At 34.0% G+C, this 17998-nt stretch carries 17 protein-coding genes; 7 read left to right on the plus strand and 10 right to left on the minus strand.

Annotated features, from left to right (window positions below; genetic code table 11):
• The first annotated feature begins 10 nt into the window (after nucleotides 1-10).
• The gene (locus tag OLM54_RS03165) at nucleotides 11-634 is read left to right on the plus strand and encodes a hypothetical protein (protein ID WP_264537154.1); all 624 of its coding nucleotides are present in this window, start codon (nucleotides 11-13) and stop codon (nucleotides 632-634) included.
• 47 nt (nucleotides 635-681) lie between these two features.
• Here OLM54_RS03165 and rlmH read toward each other — a convergent pair whose 3' ends face one another.
• From rlmH to OLM54_RS03210, 10 genes are all read right to left on the minus strand, one after another.
• Nucleotides 682-1155: a 23S rRNA (pseudouridine(1915)-N(3))-methyltransferase RlmH gene (gene rlmH / locus OLM54_RS03170; RefSeq protein ID WP_029269532.1), complete on the minus strand. Its 474-nt coding sequence runs from the start codon at nucleotides 1153-1155 to the stop codon at nucleotides 682-684.
• 226 nt (nucleotides 1156-1381) lie between these two features.
• Entirely contained in the window at nucleotides 1382-2797 is a 1416-nt protein-coding gene (locus OLM54_RS03175) for an adenosine deaminase (protein ID WP_264537155.1), read from the minus strand.
• A gap of 206 nt (nucleotides 2798-3003) precedes the next feature.
• Entirely contained in the window at nucleotides 3004-3288 is a 285-nt protein-coding gene (locus tag OLM54_RS03180) for a GNAT family N-acetyltransferase (RefSeq protein ID WP_264537156.1), read from the minus strand.
• 6 nt (nucleotides 3289-3294) lie between these two features.
• Nucleotides 3295-3690 carry an OsmC family protein gene (locus OLM54_RS03185; RefSeq protein WP_264537157.1) on the minus strand — a complete coding sequence of 132 codons (396 nt, stop codon included), beginning with the start codon at nucleotides 3688-3690 and terminating at the stop codon, nucleotides 3295-3297.
• A 3-nt stretch (nucleotides 3691-3693) separates the two neighbouring features.
• Nucleotides 3694-4575 carry a pirin family protein gene (locus OLM54_RS03190; RefSeq protein WP_264537158.1) on the minus strand — a complete coding sequence of 294 codons (882 nt, stop codon included), beginning with the start codon at nucleotides 4573-4575 and terminating at the stop codon, nucleotides 3694-3696.
• A 154-nt stretch (nucleotides 4576-4729) separates the two neighbouring features.
• The gene (locus OLM54_RS03195; protein WP_264537159.1) at nucleotides 4730-6727 is read right to left on the minus strand and encodes a heavy metal translocating P-type ATPase; all 1998 of its coding nucleotides are present in this window, start codon (nucleotides 6725-6727) and stop codon (nucleotides 4730-4732) included.
• 8 nt (nucleotides 6728-6735) lie between these two features.
• Nucleotides 6736-7938: an efflux RND transporter periplasmic adaptor subunit gene (locus OLM54_RS03200; RefSeq protein WP_264537160.1), complete on the minus strand. Its 1203-nt coding sequence runs from the start codon at nucleotides 7936-7938 to the stop codon at nucleotides 6736-6738.
• 11 nt (nucleotides 7939-7949) lie between these two features.
• A complete protein-coding gene (locus OLM54_RS03205; protein ID WP_264537161.1) occupies nucleotides 7950-12263 on the minus strand; it encodes a CusA/CzcA family heavy metal efflux RND transporter in 4314 nt (1437 codons plus the stop codon).
• A 105-nt stretch (nucleotides 12264-12368) separates the two neighbouring features.
• Entirely contained in the window at nucleotides 12369-12695 is a 327-nt protein-coding gene (locus OLM54_RS21610; RefSeq protein WP_319802307.1) for a DUF6660 family protein, read from the minus strand.
• 77 nt (nucleotides 12696-12772) lie between these two features.
• Nucleotides 12773-13873 carry a DNA alkylation repair protein gene (locus OLM54_RS03210; RefSeq protein WP_264537162.1) on the minus strand — a complete coding sequence of 367 codons (1101 nt, stop codon included), beginning with the start codon at nucleotides 13871-13873 and terminating at the stop codon, nucleotides 12773-12775.
• A 327-nt stretch (nucleotides 13874-14200) separates the two neighbouring features.
• Here OLM54_RS03210 and nadC point away from each other — a divergent pair, with 327 nt between their 5' ends.
• From nadC to OLM54_RS03240, 6 genes are all read left to right on the plus strand, one after another.
• Complete coding sequence (gene nadC, locus OLM54_RS03215; RefSeq protein ID WP_264537163.1) at nucleotides 14201-15058, plus strand: carboxylating nicotinate-nucleotide diphosphorylase; 858 nt, start codon at nucleotides 14201-14203, stop codon at nucleotides 15056-15058.
• A 116-nt stretch (nucleotides 15059-15174) separates the two neighbouring features.
• The gene (locus tag OLM54_RS03220; RefSeq protein WP_264537164.1) at nucleotides 15175-16092 is read left to right on the plus strand and encodes a YihY/virulence factor BrkB family protein; all 918 of its coding nucleotides are present in this window, start codon (nucleotides 15175-15177) and stop codon (nucleotides 16090-16092) included.
• A 17-nt stretch (nucleotides 16093-16109) separates the two neighbouring features.
• A complete protein-coding gene (locus tag OLM54_RS03225; RefSeq protein ID WP_264537165.1) occupies nucleotides 16110-16541 on the plus strand; it encodes a DUF2147 domain-containing protein in 432 nt (143 codons plus the stop codon).
• 13 nt (nucleotides 16542-16554) lie between these two features.
• Nucleotides 16555-17304, plus strand: coding sequence for a subclass B1 metallo-beta-lactamase (gene bla-B1-FLAV / locus OLM54_RS03230; RefSeq protein ID WP_264537166.1), 750 nt, complete (start codon nucleotides 16555-16557; stop codon nucleotides 17302-17304).
• 34 nt (nucleotides 17305-17338) lie between these two features.
• A complete protein-coding gene (locus OLM54_RS03235; RefSeq protein ID WP_264537167.1) occupies nucleotides 17339-17638 on the plus strand; it encodes a nucleotidyltransferase family protein in 300 nt (99 codons plus the stop codon).
• Entirely contained in the window at nucleotides 17631-17969 is a 339-nt protein-coding gene (locus OLM54_RS03240; RefSeq protein WP_264537168.1) for a DUF86 domain-containing protein, read from the plus strand. The genes OLM54_RS03235 and OLM54_RS03240 overlap by 8 nt, the downstream gene beginning before the upstream one ends.
• The last annotated feature ends 29 nt before the right edge of the window (nucleotides 17970-17998 follow it).

Genomic DNA, 17998 nt, shown 5'->3' on the forward strand with positions numbered 1-17998 from the left:
AATAATAAATATGAAATACTTTACTCTAATTATCGTCTTCTTTCTTTTCTCCTGCGAGGAAAAAAAAGACGTTTTGCTTCCAAAATCAAATGTTTCGATTGTTAAAAATGTCGAGGATTTATCACCAATTTACATCTTCTTTAAAACCGAAGGAAAAGACACCATTGCAGAAGTAAACCGAAAAAACAGCATTATTTCAACCAATTGGATTTTCAATATCGACAAACGTTTGCCTTTAAAATTAGTAATTCCCGAAGTCATAAAACTTCAGGAAAAAAAGCGTGCTGAAAAAGCACACAAAAACGAAAAAGCCGAAAATTATTATTCCTACGCAGATTCTGTCGGGAAGAATTTAGCCTTTTTGCCTTTCACGAAAGTGTATTATAAAATGGGAAAACCAACTGAAAAAGATGCAATTATTATTCATTTTAAAAAACAAAGTGATTTTGTTTTGTTTGATACTACTGAAATAAAAAAGATAGAAATTCTAAATTACATTCACAGAATGGATTACGTTGTAGAGCCAAAGACAATCTTGGTGTTTGATAAAGACATGAATTATGAGGAATATATTCAAAATAAAATTTTAGTTCGTGAATTAGAAAATAAAGACAAAACAGAATTCATCTTCTAAACTTGAAACCTGAAACAAAGAAAACCTGAAACTAAAAAAAACAAAATTTACTGATGATGATAAGGTTCATTCCTTAAAATCGTAAAACCGCGATACAATTGCTCAATAAAAAACAACCGAACCATTTGATGCGAAAACGTCATTAACGAAAGTGAAATTTTCCCTTGTGCTTTGCTGTAAACGGTGTCTGAGAATCCGTATGGACCGCCAATTACAAAAACTAACGTTTTGATTCCTGAATTCATTTTCTTTTGTAATTCTTCAGAAAAACCAACGCTGGAGAAGTTTTTTCCATTTTCATCCAATAAAATTAATTGATCGGTTGGCGTTAATTTCGACAGAATTAACTCGCCTTCTTTTTCCTTTTGCTGACTTTCAGATAAATTCTTTACGTTTTTGATATCCGGAATAATCTCCAAATCAAATTTGATATAAAACGACAAACGTTTGGTATAATCGTCGATTAAAGTTTGAAGCGATTTATTATCTGTTTTGCCAATGGCGATAAGTTTGATATTCATAATTTTTTATTTTTTTGCCACAGATTAAAAGATTTTCACAGACAAATTTAAGGCGAATTAAAAAAAAATCTTTTTAATCCTTTAATCTGTGGCAAAATAAACTTAGTATTTTTTATTCTCAAAAACGGCTTCAAAAATCATATTACAAACCCATTTTTATCTGCTAAATCTGCGAGAAAAAATTATCTCCCGCAGATTTAGCATATTTGGCAGATTTTATTTTGTTTTAGTTCTTAGGAAATTTAGCTTCAAAAGCCTTAAATCTTGTATCTAAATCTTTCAGTAATTGTTTTTTTACCGATGTATCCTGAATAAAACTATAATTGATACTGTTGTAAACATATTGTTTTATAGTCGCGTACGAAACATCGGGATATCTTTTTGCCAGTAAAACATATTGTTCCGTCATATTCGTTCTTAAAATTCCGGCATCGTCTGTACTAATTACGATTGGCACATTAAATTCTTTGTAAAGTGTAAACGGATGTCTGTTTTCTTTCACTTTCAGAATAAATTCGTTACTCGTTAAATTAATCTCGATCGGAATGTTGTTTTTTGCCATGTAACGCAATAAATCGTATGAATTTGCTTCATAAGCGATATCAACTCCGTGTCCAATTCGGTTTGCTCCGGCAACATGAATCGCGTCGTTAATGTGCCACGTTAAATCTTCGGGCTGTACCAAACCTAGAGTCAATTCGCCTGCGTGAAGCGTATATTTTACGTCCGGATATTTAGCGTGACAATATTTAAACATAACCATATGTAACCAATAATCTTTCATGGAATTTTCGCCATGTTCCGGAGAAACGATGTTTACGCCAGCAACCAATTTGCTGTCGTTTGCAGAGATAAATGCAATCGTCAGGTTTTTGAATAAATCAACCGGATCCATAAAACGAAGCACAAAATTTTGATAACGCATTGTGAATTTCTCGTCATCAATTTTTAAGTCTTTGTGGAGTTTTGCTATGAAATTATTGTTGAAATCTGTCGCATATTTTTTGGCATCTTTTTGTTGAAGCGATTTATATAATTCGTCTAAAAGTTTTAAAACTGCCTTTTCATCTTTTTGAGTTGCTGCCTGACGTAGTTTTGAGTTGAAATCAGTTAAATCAGAAACATTCATATCGCACGGAATCGTAGATAGTTGCGTTTCGATATAGCTTACATTTTCAGCAATGGCACGTTTCTTTAATTCCAACATTCCTTCGGCAAAATGACCTTGGATTGTAGGTTCGAATTTCATAAAAGAGTCAAAAAATAAATCATCTGAAGGTACAGAACCATTATAATCTTTAGCCGACCAGGTTTGCATGACTTGCTGTTCGTAAAAAGCCAGTTTACCTTCGTTTTTAAGAGATGAGAATGTTTGCCAATTGCCTTTTGCAGGTTTGGTTTTAGAGACTTCCATCGTTTCCAGATTCAGATAAAAATCTTCTGCAATTGCTCTTTCTAAAAGAGGTTCTGCATAAATAGATCCCGAAAAATGATGGTGTAAATCGCCGCCTTTTGGCATTTGTTGAAAAAAAGCTGTTAAGAGAGCTTCGTTATTTCTGATTTTTTCTAAATAATTTTCAGCAGATTGAGAAAAGCCGATTTGCGCTATAAAAAAACAGAAAAGTGTAATTATCCTTGACATACTCTAAGTTTAAATTACATGCAAATGTAAGAGTTTTAGAGGACATTTAAAAATTTTGTTTTTGAGGGCAAAGGTTCAGAGGCGCAAAGGGACAAAGTTTAAAGAAATGTATGAAAAATAAAAAAGACGCACAACAGTGCGTCTCTTAGAACCTTAGCAACTCAGCATCTTAAAGAAAAACCTTTGCCCCTTTGCAACTTTGAACCTTATGTAAAAAGTACATCACGAATTTCTTCTACTTTATCAAAAACGCTTTTTGCAAAAGGACAAAGCGGAATTATTTTCAGATTGTTATTTCTGCCGTAATCAACTGCGGCCATGACTAATTTTTTGCCAACACCTTTTCCGTTAAATTCTTCATTTACTTCAGTGTGATCGATTATAAATTTAGAATCTCCAGCCCAGGTGTAAGTCATTTTTCCAGCTTCTTTTCCGTCTTCTATAGCTTCAAAATAACCTCTTTTTATATCGTTGATTTGTTGTATTTCCATGGTAAATTATATTAATGTGGTTTTGATTTCTATTGAATGTGTTAATGTTTTGTGTATTGGGCAGCTATTGGCAATGGTTTCTAATCGTTGTCTTTGCGTTTGATCGACTTCGCCAATTACTTCTATTTTTCTGGTAAATAAGGAAACATTTCGCTCCGAATCTCTTTCAAAATCAATTTTGACATTTATTTCAGAAACATCCCATTGTTTGCGATTGATGTACATTCGCAAGGTAATTACGGTGCAGGAAGCCAATGAAGCTGCCAAAAGTTCTGTAGGATTCAGTCCTAAATTTTTTCCTCCAATTTCCTGAGGTTCATCAGAAATTAGAATATTTCCGCTGGCTGATGTAATTTCCGTTCGATACAAACGGGTATCTATTTGTGCTGCTATAGTATCCATATATTATTTTATTCTTGGTTCAGGTAAAGGCACAAATTCAGTTTCTCCGGGAACTTTCGGAAAAGTCTGTTCGGTCCAGTCTTTTTTTGCTTTCTCGAGTAGGTTTTTATCCGAAGAAACAAAATTCCAAAAGATAAAATGTTCTTCGGGAAATGGCTGTCCTCCAAAAATATAAACGGTAGAATTTTCGGCTATTTCAAACTCGCAAAGTGTGCTGTCATTTGTAATTAAAATTTGTTTTGGATCGTAAACGTGTTCACCGCTTTTAATACTTCCTTCTAAAATATATAAGCCGCTTTCGCCGAATAAATCTTTACCAATATTGATTTTTTTAGCTTCGGTACTTTTGATCTCAATAAAATATAACGGGCTATAAACGGGAACTGGTGATTTTTTTCCAAATGCTTCTCCTGCAATTAATTTATACGAAACGCCGTCTTCTTCCCAACTTGGAATATCGCTGGCTTCAACATGCGCAAAATTCGGATCCATTTGTTCTAATTCTTTTGGTAAAGCGACCCAAATTTGCAATCCGTGAAGCATTTTATCCGAATGTCTTAAATATTCCGGCGTTCTTTCAGAATGTACGATTCCTTTTCCGGCGGTCATCCAGTTTACAGCGCCCGGTTTTATTTCTAATTCAGTTCCTAAACTATCGCGGTGCATAATGCTTCCTTCAAACAAAAATGTCAAAGTTGAAAGTCCGATGTGCGGATGCGGCGGAACATCCATATTTTGATATTGATTTAAATGTGCAGGTCCCATATGGTCGATAAATACAAATGGTCCAACAGCTCTTTTTTCGCGGAAAGGCAATAATCTCCCTACCATAAAGTTGCCAATATTGGCAGCACGTTCTTCGATAATTAAACTGATATTTGACATGGTTAATTTAATTTGATTGGAAAACAAAATTACAGTGGTAACAGGAATATGTAACTTAATTTAGATTAAGAAAGTTTTGATTTTTTGGAATATAAAAATAAGGAATTTGAACACATAGAAACATGGATTTTATGTTGTAGTTAAAGAATAAACTTTAAAATTTCATTTTCTGAATCCTTACTGCGTTTAGTATGGCGAGCAAAGCAACGCCAACATCTGCAAAAACAGCTTCCCACATTGTTGCCAAACCTCCTGCGCCAAGTATGAGCACGGCTGCTTTTACAACAAAGGCAAGAGTTATATTTTGCCACACAATTTGTTTTGTTTTTTTACCAATATTTATGGCTGTATAAATTTTTGTAGGCTGATCATTTTGAATCACAATGTCGGCGGTTTCAATTGTAGCGTCACTTCCCAAACCTCCCATTGCAATTCCGGCATGAGCAAGCGCCACAACAGGAGCGTCATTTACGCCATCGCCAACAAAGGCAATTTTCAGGTTTTTATCTTTTAGAAATGTCACTTTTTCGACTTTATCTTCGGGTAATAAATCGCCGTAAGCTTCGTCGATATTCAGTTCTTTTGCAACAGCATTTACGACTGCACTTTTATCGCCGGAAAGCATTACCGTTTTTACATTTATCTTATGTAAATTTTGAATTGCCTGTTTGGCATCTTCTTTAATTTCATCGGCAATTAAAAAGTATCCGGCATATTTTTGATTGATTGCAATGACAATTATGGTAAATGGCGTTGCATCAATTTCAGGATCATAATCAATATTAAATTTTTTCATTAATTTGATATTTCCTGCCAGAATTTCATTTCCGTCTACTTTTCCTTTTAAACCATGACCGGCAATTTCTTCAACATCAATAATAGTAACATCTTTTTCGGCACCATTTGCATATTCAATTATGGCAGTTCCTACAGGATGCGTTGATTTTGTTTCGAGTGCGGCGGTATATTTTACTAAATCGCTTTCTGAAATTTCGTTTGCAACTACTTTTTGAACTTTAAAAACTCCTTTTGTCAATGTTCCGGTTTTATCCATTACAACAACCTGAATGGCAGCCATTATATCCAGAAAAGTAGAACCTTTAAACAGGATTCCGTTTTTGCTTGCGGCACCAATTCCGCCAAAATAACCTAACGGAATTGAAATTACCAACGCACAAGGACATGAGATTACCAAAAACACCAATGCTCTGTAAAGCCAGTCTCTAAAAATATAATTGTCTATAAAAAAATAAGGCAAAAAACAGATTGCAATCGCTGCATAAACCACAAACGGTGTATAGATTTTAGCAAATTTTCGGATAAACAATTCAGTTGGAGCTTTTTTGGCAGTCGCATCCTGAACCATTTCTAAGATTTTAGATAATTTACTATCTTTATATAATGTTGTAACCCTAACTTCTGCAACTGAATTAAGATTAATCATTCCGGCAAGAACATTTTCGCCTTTGCTTTTTGTGTCGGGTTTACTTTCGCCTGTTAAAGCTGCTGTATTAAACGAAGCATTATCAGATATTAATTCGCCATCTAAACCTAATTTTTCGCCGGGTTTAAGCTGAATAATAGCACCAATCTGCACTTCTTTTGCTTTTACGATTTTCGGCTGATTATTTTCTAAAATCGTAACTTCATCAGGACGCTGGTCTAATAATGTTTTAATATTTGCTTTGGCTCTTGTAACCGCCAATGTCTGAAAATTTTCTCCAATGGCATAAAACAGCATTACAGCAACACCTTCGGGATATTCGCCAATCGCAAAAGCGCCAATTGTGGCAATAACCATAAGAAGAAATTCTGAAAAAAAAGATCCTTTTATCGCACTTTCCCATGCTTCTTTAACTACAGGAAGACCAACGGGCAAATAAGCAATTGCATACCAAATTATTCGTACAGATCCTGTAAACCAGGATTGTGGATAATAATTATCAAAAATAATGGCAATAATTAGTAAAATAAAGCTAATAATAGCCGGCGTAAACAATTGAAAAGTAGTTTTGTTTCCTATAGAATGATCGTGTCCGTCGTGGTCATCATGAGCTTCAATTTCGTCATGAGAACAACATCCTGAATGTGCTTTTTTTTGAACTGTTTTTTGTTCTGTTTCACAGCATTTTGTATCGCTAGTATGTATCATAATTTCTATTAATGTGTGTGTTCTCCGCCACCTTTCTGGGCAGATAATAAATAGAATGCGCCTTCTGTAACAATTTGGCTGTCAGCAGGAATTGAGGTTATAAATTTAACTTCGGTAAAACCCATATCTGTAGCACCCGGAATAACTTCTATTGCATTAAAATGTATTTCTTCGTGCTCTTTAGAATTCTGTTTTGTGTCTTTTTGCAAAAGCGTGTTTTCTTTTATAAAGATAAAAAATTTATCTCCATTTTTAACAATTGCGGCTTTAGGCAATGCTGGAACTGTTGCATTATTTAAATTGATATTGGCAGAAACATACATTCCTGATATTAAACCTTTTGCATCATCGGGATTAATTTTAGCATGAACGGCAACGGTTTTACTTTCATTAGAAAACGATTTATTGATACCAAATATTTTGCCTTTTATCGATTTATTAGATTGATTTGTTAGGATAAAATCGACTTCCTGACCAATTGAAATAGAACCGAGATCTTTTTCATAAACGTTTAAATCCAGGTGCATTTGGCTGTTATCGACAACTTCAAATAATGGGATTCCTGTTTCTGCAAATGCGCCTTTAGCAATATTAATATTCCCTACATAACCGCTTATTGGCGCAATAATAGGAATTAAGGCATTATTGCTCGATGTGCTTACATTTAATGCCTGCAATCTGTTTTTGGCGGCTTGTGCTTTTGCTCTTTCAACCGCTAATTTTGCTTTTACTTCCTGAAATGTTTTTCGTGGATTTACATTTTCATCAGATAATGTTTTCTGGCGATTATATTCTAATTGTAAATATTCGATATTGGCCGCCGCCGATTTATAATCTTCGAGCATGCCCACAACTTCAAGGTTTTGAATGGTTGCCAAAACTTTTCCTTTGTTTACAAATGTACCTTCCAAAACAAAAATATCTTTGACGGTTCCGCCCAGTAATGTTGCAATTTTCGCTGATTTTTGCGGCGGAACTGTTGTATATCCGTTTGCTTTTATAATCGTATTCAGGTTGCGGTTTTCTATTTTTCCAAATTTAATTCCAACCGTTTTAAATTGCTCCGGCGTTAAGGCGATTTCGCTTTCTGATTTTTCTTCTTCGTGTGTTTCTTCCGCTTTTTGTTTGTTGCATGACATTATTATTGCCATCAAAAAAGCAATAAAGAGCAGGGTAGAAGTACGGCTTATTGTGTATTTTATATTTTTCATTATGTTGAATATTAATTGTTTGGAATTGATGGAAACTGTAATCGAATGGCACTTTGATTATACGTATTCAAAGTTTCTGCATATTGTTTTTTAATATCAATTGCCTGATTTAAAAAACTGATATACGTCCAGTAACTCATATCGCCATTAGCATAACTTTTTTGTGCGGTCGAAATAATTTGTTCTGCATATTGCAAACCTTCCGTTTGATAATACGACAAGCCTTTTTCTTGTTTTTCAAATTCATTTTTGAGTTCCTGCATTTGCAATTCCAATGAAAACTGACTTTTTTCTAATTCCAGTTCTGATTGTGCCATACTTATTGAAGCTGCTTTGGCTTTAGCCGTATTTACTCCGCCAAACAACGGAATTTGTAATCCGGCTGTAAAACCCTGAAACAACGCTTTAGTTTCAATAGTTTGAGCAAAATAACCCAAACCTAATTTTGGCGTTCGCTGTGCGTTAAACGTATTGATTTCTTTTTGGTAAACCGAAATTTGCTGTTGATGATATGCATTCATCAAATCTTCTGCTTTTGATTTGTTCGAATCGTCAAGCGAAATAAATTGCAGCGAAGTCGTAATATCCGGAATTATATTTTCTTTGGTCTGCATAAAAAACTGTAATTGTTTTTGATAAATCGCCAAATCATATTCTAATTGTGCTTTTTGGGTTTCAATTTCTTTAACCTTTGCTTTTGCACTAATTACTTCAATGTTTCCGCTTTCTCCTGTTTTAAAACGGAGTTCTGCATTTTTTAAAAATAAGGCGTAAACACTTAATAATTCGGTATTTAATTTTTGAACAGAAACACCATATAAATATTGATAATAGGCTAATGTTACGGCTTTTTCGATTTCATATTCAGACAAAGCTTTTCGTTTTTCGGCCAATTTTACCAATTCTTCCTGCAATTGGCGATTGGCTTTTGTGATTTTTCCGATAGGAAAATATTGCTGTACAGAAACGTTACTGTCATAATCAACCGTATTAAATTGTCCGCCCTGATATTGCACCTGCAAAGGATCTGCCTGAAAAGCCGTTTTTTTAAGAACCGTTTGTTTTTCTATTTCCTTATCGGCAATTTTCAAATTAATACTATTCGATTTTGCCATTTCGATTGCTTTATCTAATGTTATGGGCTGGTTTTGTGCAAAAGAAAAGCTTGTTATTAATAATAAAAACACGGTTATTATTGGTTTTATCATCGTTGTTTTTGTTTTAATCTTCTGTTCAAATAATAAATAAAGTATGGGTAAAACAATCAGCGTTAATAATGTTGCCGAAAATAATCCGCCAATAACAACTGTTGCCAGCGGTTTTTGTACTTCGGCGCCGCCGCTTGTTGACAATGCCATTGGCAGAAAACCTAAAGAAGCTACTGCTGCTGTCATTAAAACGGGACGTAATCTTGTTTTTGTACCAATTAAAACACGTTGCAATGGATTTGTAATTCCTTCTTCGCGAAGCTGATTGAAATACGAAATCAATACAATTCCGTTTAAAACCGCAATTCCGAATAAAGCGATAAAACCAATTCCTGCCGAAATACTAAAAGGCATTCCGCGCATCCATAAAGCTAAGACGCCGCCAATTGCAGAAAGCGGAATTGCCGTAAAAATTAATGCAGCTTGTTTAACACTTTTAAAGGTAAAATAGAGCAGTACGAGAATTAAACCTAATGCGATTGGCAATGCAATCGAAAGTCGTTTGCTGGCTTCGATCAGGTTTTGAAATTGTCCGCCATAGGTTACATAATATCCTGCGGGAAGTTGGAAATTTTTGTCGAGTTTTTGCTGAATTTCTTCTACAACACTTTTTACATCACGTCCGCGAACATTGAGTCCAATTGTGATTCTGCGCTTTCCATCTTCCCGAATTACCTGCACCGGACCTTGTTCATAATCTACAACTGCAACCTGCGAAAGCGGCACTTGCTGTCCGTTTGGCAGCGGAATAAACAAATTACTGACGTCGTTAATATCGGTACGATTGTCTTTGTTCATTCGAACGACAATATCAAATCGTTTGTTTTCTTCATAAATTTTTCCTGCCGCTTCTCCCGCAAAAGACGAACGCAGGATTTTATTTAAATCCTCGATGTTTAAACCATACAGCGCGATTTTGTCATAATCGTATTTAATTGTAATTTGAGGCAAACCACTTACTTTATCGGCTTTTAGGTCGCCAACGCCTTCAATGTTATTGATTTTCTGGATTAGTTCATTGGCTTTTCTTTCGAGAACATCGAGATTATCACCAAATATTTTAATGGCAATATCGCTTCGGCTTCCGGTCATTAATTCATTAAAACGCATTTGAATTGGTTGGGAAACTTCGATATTGGCTCCGGGAATTTTCTCCATTTCTTCTTTCATCAAATGAGCCAGATCTTCCCAATTATCAGCGCTTGTCCAATCTTTTTTATCTTTTAAAACAATAATTAAATCACCGCTTTCTATAGGCATGGGATCTGTCGGAATTTCACCGCTTCCAATTTTGGATACTATGGTTTTAATTTCGGGAAATTTCGCTTTTAGCATTTTCTCGTATTGGGTTGTTGTTTTTATCATTTGCGATAAAGAACTTCCCGTCATAATTGTGGCATTTATTGACAAATCTCCTTCTTCAATTGTTGGAATAAATTCGCCTCCCATATTTTGAAAGATGATAAGTGCAAAAACAAAGAATGCAATTGCAATACCCAAAACCACTTTTTTAAAACGCAGTGCTTTCTCTAAAAATGATGCGTATGTTTTTTCGAACCAAGCCATCATTCGATCACTAAAATTCGATTTGTGTTCTGTTTTTTTAGATAAAAACATCGCACTCATCATTGGTACATACGTAAGTGACAAAATAAAAGCGCCAATAACTGCAAATCCAACTGTGAGCGCCATTGGTTTAAACATTTTTCCTTCGGTTCCAACCAAGGCTAAAATGGGCAGATAAACAATTAAAATAATGATTTCTCCAAACGCTGCACTATTTCTGATTTTTGAAGCTGAATTGTATACTTCTTCATCCATTTCAGATTGCGATAGTTCTTTTTTATTTTTCAGCTTTTGCAAATGATGCATTGTAGCTTCGACAATAATTACGGCGCCATCGACAATAATTCCAAAATCGATTGCTCCCAAACTCATTAAATTTCCGCTTACGCCAAAAGCATTCATTAATATTACGGCAAAAAGCATCGCTAACGGTATTACAGAAGCGACGATTAATCCCGCGCGAAGATTCCCCAGAAATAATATCAGTACAAAAATCACGATTAATGCGCCTTCGAGTAAATTTTTTGTAACGGTTCCTATTGCATTATCAACCAGTTTACTTCTGTCTATAAAAGCTTCGGCAACAACGCCTTCGGGAAGCATTTTATTAATCAGAATCATTTTTTCTTTTACACGTTCTACAACGGCTTTCGAGTTTTCCCCTTTCAGCATTAGCGTTAATCCGCCTACAATTTCTCCTTTTCCATCTTTGGTTGTTGCGCCAAAACGAATGGCGTTTCCTAATTGCACTGTGGCGACATCGCGAATTAAAATTGGAGTGTCACTTCTGTTTTTAACAACAATGTTTCCAATATCCTTAATTCCGGAAGCCATTCCAACGCCCCGAATAAAATAAGCAAACTCGTCTTTTTCGATATAAGCGCCTCCGGTATTCTGATTATTTTTTTCGAGCGCATCAAAAATTTCGGTAATCGTAACTCCCGCGCTGTTTAATCGGTTTGGATCGACTGCAATTTCATATTGTTTTACGCTTCCGCCCCAGGTACTTACTTCGGCAACGCCTTTTACACCTTGCAATTGCGGCACAATAATCCAATCCTGAATGGTTCTTAAACTTGTCGCATTATATTTATGTTCATAGCCTTTTTTTGCATAAACATCATATTGGTAAATTTCGCCAAGTCCGGTTGTAATTGGCGCCAATTCTGGTGTTCCGGCATATTTGGGAATATTTTCTTCGGCTTGTTTCAATCGTTGAAAAACTTGTTCACGTGCCCAATATGTATCGGCATCTTCTTCAAAAACAACGGTAACGACAGATAATCCAAAACGGGAAATACTTCGCAATTCGATTATTTTCGGAATCGTTTTTACAGCTTGTTCGAGTGGATATGTAATTAATTGTTCTACTTCCTGACTTGCAAGTGTTGGCGCGGTGGTAATAATCTGAACCTGATTATTGGTAATATCAGGAAGCGCATCAAGTGGTAAATTTTTAAGTGAAAAACTTCCCCAGATAATAAGTATCAGGGTAAGAAGCAGTATAATGAATTTATTCTTTATACTGAATTGTATAATTTTATCTAGCATTTTTAAGATATAATGAATGAGAAATCGGAACGGGAATCGTTCTTTTTTGTGGAAATACCACAATACTCAATTTACCCGTATCCCGAAGCGTCGGAACGGGCTACATTATACTATTTGGGGCGGCTGCCAGATACTTCCGTAGAAATTGGAAATAAGTATGGAATTATAAGTGGATAATGGTTTTTTAATAAGTGAAGAATCGATATTAAAAATCCATGAAATAACGGGGGCAGAATTTAGTACTTGTGTTGTACAGCAATTGCAGCTGCAAAATGGAGGGCAAAGATCGGAGCCTTTTTCGTGAGATTGTTCGTGTGACTGACTTACTATTTGTGTTGTATGCGATTTTGTTTCGCTTACCAGCGTATCTGCACATGGCAAACCCGATAGCACGATTAAGTAAATTGATAATATGATATTAATCCATTTCACGAGCGTAAAAATAGGTATAAAAGTCTGATGTTTTTAAAATCAAGTCTGTTTTTTAGTAGAATAATAACAAACTTTTATTACTCAATAAGTTCAAAATCTAAAGCTTCACTTTCAGTTCCGTTAATAATAATCGACAATTGATGCATTCCGGTATGAAAAACGCGAGTTGTAATTAATTTAAAAGATTGGTTTCTTTCGACTTTTGTCAATTGATGCGGCTGATAGATTTTTTCACTGATTTTAAAGACTTTTTTTGCCAAATGTCCTTTTGATTTTTTGTAATGAACCGCATATTCTAAACGAATTGTTTTGGGTTCGTCATTTTTATTATTTAAGTGAAATTGAAATTGTAAATAATCACCAATTTTTACTTTTGGAGTTTTTATTTCGAAAGCAGAAAGTTCAATATTGGTACTTTCCAAGCCATAATGACTCAGTATTTCGGGATGTCCTTGTTTTAATAAAGTACGACAGCCGTGTTTGATAATAGCGTCGGTTTCTTTGCTGATGCCGCGCCATTTTTTTGCAATTTCCAATACAATTTCGGGATTATCTTTTACAATATCATTTAAGTTATTGGCAACGCTTCTTCGAACATATTCTGATGGATCGTTTTTTAGGTTTTCTAAAATTGGGAGAATCGAAGCCGGGTCTTTTTTCAGGAACGGAATCGCCATTGCCCACGGTAATCTTGGTCGGCTTCCTTCGCTGGATAACCGGCGTACGTGGTGGTTTTCATGCAAGGACCATTTTGTCATTTCTTCAATCATTTTTTCTTTATATTTTAAAATGAAAGGGCGAACGGCAAATTCGCAGCTTATAAATTGTGTGATGGAAACAAAGGCTTTCGCAGAAGTTTTAAAATCATCTAAACCGTATTTTTCGATATAATCAGCAAAAAATATGAAGGCGAGATTTCCGTCAGTAAAATTGTTTTTCTTTAAATTTTCGATGATTTTATCTATTAACAAAACGGCTTCGGGAAAATGCTGAGGCATGAATTGATGAAAAACAACGGTTGTATGTTTCATTCGGTCTTTCCATTCTTTTTGGGCAAAATCGCCTTCGTAAATGGTTTCAATAAACTTTTGTTTGTCGAATGTTGGATGTACTTCGGCGACAGCCTGACTAAAATTTTTGTAAAAAGTAACGGAATATATATCTTTAATTAAGCCCATAATTTTGTTTGAATGAACTTCAAAGATATTTAATGTTTTTATTTAAAGATATAGATTTTGTGTAAAATTTAAACACATAGAAGCATAGAATTTTTAAATGGAATAGAAAGAATTTTTTTTAAAATCATGATTTTAACACATAGTATACTATTGTGAATTTATGTGGGAATGAAATGACTTTTTTACGCAATCAATACTATGTTTCTATGTGTTTAGATTTTTAAATGTTTTAATTGATTTTTTTGTGTTTAGATTTTTTTGATACTGGTTAAACTTTCAAATCCACAAAATATGTCCTACTTTAGCATCTTATAAAAATTAAGAAAAATGATTAGCGATATACAATTTCAAACTGAATTACAACTATTAATTAGCAACGCAATTCGCGAAGATGTAGGCACGGGAGATTACAGCTCGTTGGCTTGTATTCCTGAAACGGCGCACGGTCAGGCAAAATTACTGGTAAAAGATCAGGGAATTATTGCGGGTGTTGCGATTGCGAAAATGATTTTTGAATTTGTTGATCCAAAATTAAAAATCAAGACTTTTATTGAAGATGGAACGCGTGTCGAATATGGCGATATTGTTTTTGAAGTTTCAGGAAGTTCACAATCGATTTTAAAATCAGAAAGAGTTGTTTTAAATACCATGCAGCGTATGTCTGCAATTGCTACAAAAACAAATCAATACACACAGCTTTTAGAAGGAACGGGTGCAAAAATATTAGATACGCGTAAAACGACTCCAAATTTTAGAGTTGCCGAAAAGTGGGCTGTGAAAATTGGCGGCGGCGAAAACCATCGTTTCGCCTTGTATGATATGGTGATGCTGAAAGATAATCATATTGATTTTGCAGGTGGAATTACGCATGCAATTAAAAAAACAAAAGACTATTTGAAAGCTAATAATTTAGATTTAAAAATTATTGTTGAAGCCAGAAATTTAGATGAAATTCGTGAAATTTTATTGAGCGATGGCGTTCACAGAATTTTGATCGACAACTTTAATTATGAAGATACTAAAACTGCTGTAGCATTAATAGGCAGCAAATGCCAAACGGAATCGTCCGGAAATATTAATGAAAAAACGATTCGCGAATATGCTTTATGCGGCGTTAATTATATTTCTTCCGGAGCTTTGACACATTCTGTTTATAATATGGATTTGAGTTTGAAGGCTTTTTAAATTAATTATTAATTGTGAGTTATAAGTTATGAGTTTGTAAATGTAATCCTGATGTTTTTAGGATTAAATATAAAATCTGAACTCAATCCCGAGGCTTCGGGACTAAAATTATAAATATGTCTAAAGAGATAGAAGACCGGATTGAAAAAATTCCTGTAATTCGTTCAATAGTAAAGCTTTTAAAGAAAGTACAATTGCCCTGGCTGCAGGGTTTTTCGTTATACGATTTGCTGGAAATGTATACGCTTGGAATCCTTGAAGGTGCCTTTTCGTATCATGCGAGTGCAGTTTCGTTTAGCTTTTTTATGGCTTTATTTCCCTTTGCATTATTTATTTTAAACTTAATTCCTTTTATTCCTATTGAAGGATTTCAGGACGATTTTCTTCAGTTTGTACAGCAAGGAGTTCCGCCCAATACATACGATGCGATTAATAAAATTATCAGCGATATTTTAAATAATAGTCACTCCGGCTTATTATCATCCGGTTTTTTGCTTTCTATTTTTTTAATGGCAAACGGAATAAACGGAATTTTGAGTGGTTTCGAATCTTCAAAACATGTTTTTGATAAGCGTGGTTTTTTTAGCCAGTATGTAGTTGCACTTGCCATTTCGCTGGTTATGACCATTATATTGTTTGTAACGATTGCAACAATTGTTGTTTTTGAGGTATTTATTCAAAAAACAATCATTCAGGATGTACTCAGTGATCGTATTCCACTCATTATTTTAGGCCGGTATTTGTTTGTTGTGGCAATGATTTTGGTAACCACTTCTATATTATTGCGTTACGGAACAAAACAATATAGCAAAGTACCTTTTATCAGTATCGGTTCTGTTTTTACGACGATACTAATTGTTATATCTTCGTTCTTTTTTGGGATTTGGGTTATAAAATTTTCAAAATACAACGAACTTTATGGTTCTATTGGCACTTTATTAATTCTAATGTTTTATATTTGGATTAACTGTATGATTCTGCTTTTGGGGTTCGAATTGAACGCTACAATCAGAAAATTAAAACAAAAAAAATAAAAAAAAATAAAAAAAGTATGAAAAATTGGATGCTAACAGTTGGCTTTTTTTTTCTAACATTAGGTACAATTCAAAGCCAAAGTGTTATTGGAAAATGGAAAACAATTGATGAAGTAACGGGAGAAGCAAAATCAGTAGTAGAGATTTACGAAAAGTCAGGAAAAATTTATGGTAAAGTAGTTGATATTCTTCGTGCCGATCATAAAAAAGATGTATGTGTAAAATGTGATGGTGCAGATAAAAATAAACCTATTTTAGGCTTGGTTATCATTAACGGACTTAAAAAAGATGGTTCTGAATATAGCGGTGGAACAATTTTAGACCCTACAAACGGAAAAAAATACAAATGTTATATTGAACTTGAATCTGCAGATAAACTAAAACTTCGCGGTTACGTTGGAATTTCTATTATGGGAAGAACACAATACTGGGTAAGAGCGAAGAATTAATTTCATAAATAAAATGCGAAAATTAGCATCAATAATTTTATTCTTAGTAGTATCAAATACTTTTGCACAAACTAAGAATTCGCCATTACAAATAAGTCATCTTACAGGTGACTTTTATGTTTATAGAACGTTTCATGATTATAATGGAAGCCTGATTTCTGCCAATGCCATGTATCTCGTTACAGATAAAGGAGTTGTGTTGTTTGATGCGCCGTGGGACAGAACGCAATTTCAGCCTTTAATAGATACTATTAAAGCAAGGCATAATAAAGATATTGTGATGTGTTTTGCAACGCATTCTCACGATGACAGAGCCGGAGGTCTGGATTTTTACAGACAAAAAGGTGTAAAAACGTATTCAGGCAAACTAACAGATGATATTCTAAAAAAGAATGGCGAAAAAAGGGCTGAATATATAGTTCCTAATGATACTATATTTACCGTTGGTCAGCACACTTTTGAGGTTTATTATCCGGGAAAAGGACATGCATCTGATAATATTGTGGTTTGGTTTGATAAAGAAAAAGTACTTTATGGAGCTTGCTTTATAAAAAGTGCCGATGCAAAAGATTTGGGTTATCTGGCTGATTCTGATGTGAAAGAATGGGAAAAGTCAATTAAAAAAGTACAGACAAAATTTAAAAATCCAAAATATATTATTCCGGGTCATGAAGACTGGAAAAATACACAATCGTTGAATCACACTTTAAAATTGGTTCAGCAATATAATGCTGCTTCTGCTAAGGCATCAAATAAAAAGTAATTTTTGCTTATATTTGAAAATTAAATTAAGACTAATGAACTTTTTAGAAAATCATTTATCGGATATATCAAAACTTTGTAAAAGTCATAAAGTAAAGGCTTTATATGCTTTTGGTTCTGTACTTACTGAAAAGTTTGATGATAAAAGCGACATAGATTTAGTCGTTGATTTTCAAACTCTGGATGTTTTGGATTATGCTGATAATTATTTTGATCTGAAATTTTCATTAGAAGAAGTTTTAAAGCGACCAATTGATTTACTAGAAGAAAAAGCGATAAAAAACCCTTATTTCAAGCAAAATCTCGATAAACAAAGACAATTAATTTATGGATAATAATATTAAAACATGGTTGTTTGATATTTTGGGTTCTATAAATGAAATTGAAAGCTATTTTGCTGGTCAGCCAATGCAATTTCAAAAATATCAAAATGATTTACGCACTAAACGGGCAGTTGAAAGAAATATAGAAATCATTGGTGAAGCAATGAATCGAATTTTAAAAGAAAACAGTGAAATTCAAATTTCAGATTCCAGAAAAATTGTTGCGGTAAGAAACAGAATTATTCATGGTTATGATTCAGTATCTGATGATGTAATTTGGGGAATTGTTATTAAACAGCTTCCAATTCTTAAAACTGAAGTCGAAAAAATGCTTTCAGAATAATTTTTTATTCAAAATCCTATAAAATATCC

The sequence above is a fragment of the Flavobacterium sp. N1736 genome (assembly GCF_025947065.1).
In the GTDB taxonomy this organism is placed as follows: Bacteria; Bacteroidota; Bacteroidia; order Flavobacteriales; family Flavobacteriaceae; genus Flavobacterium.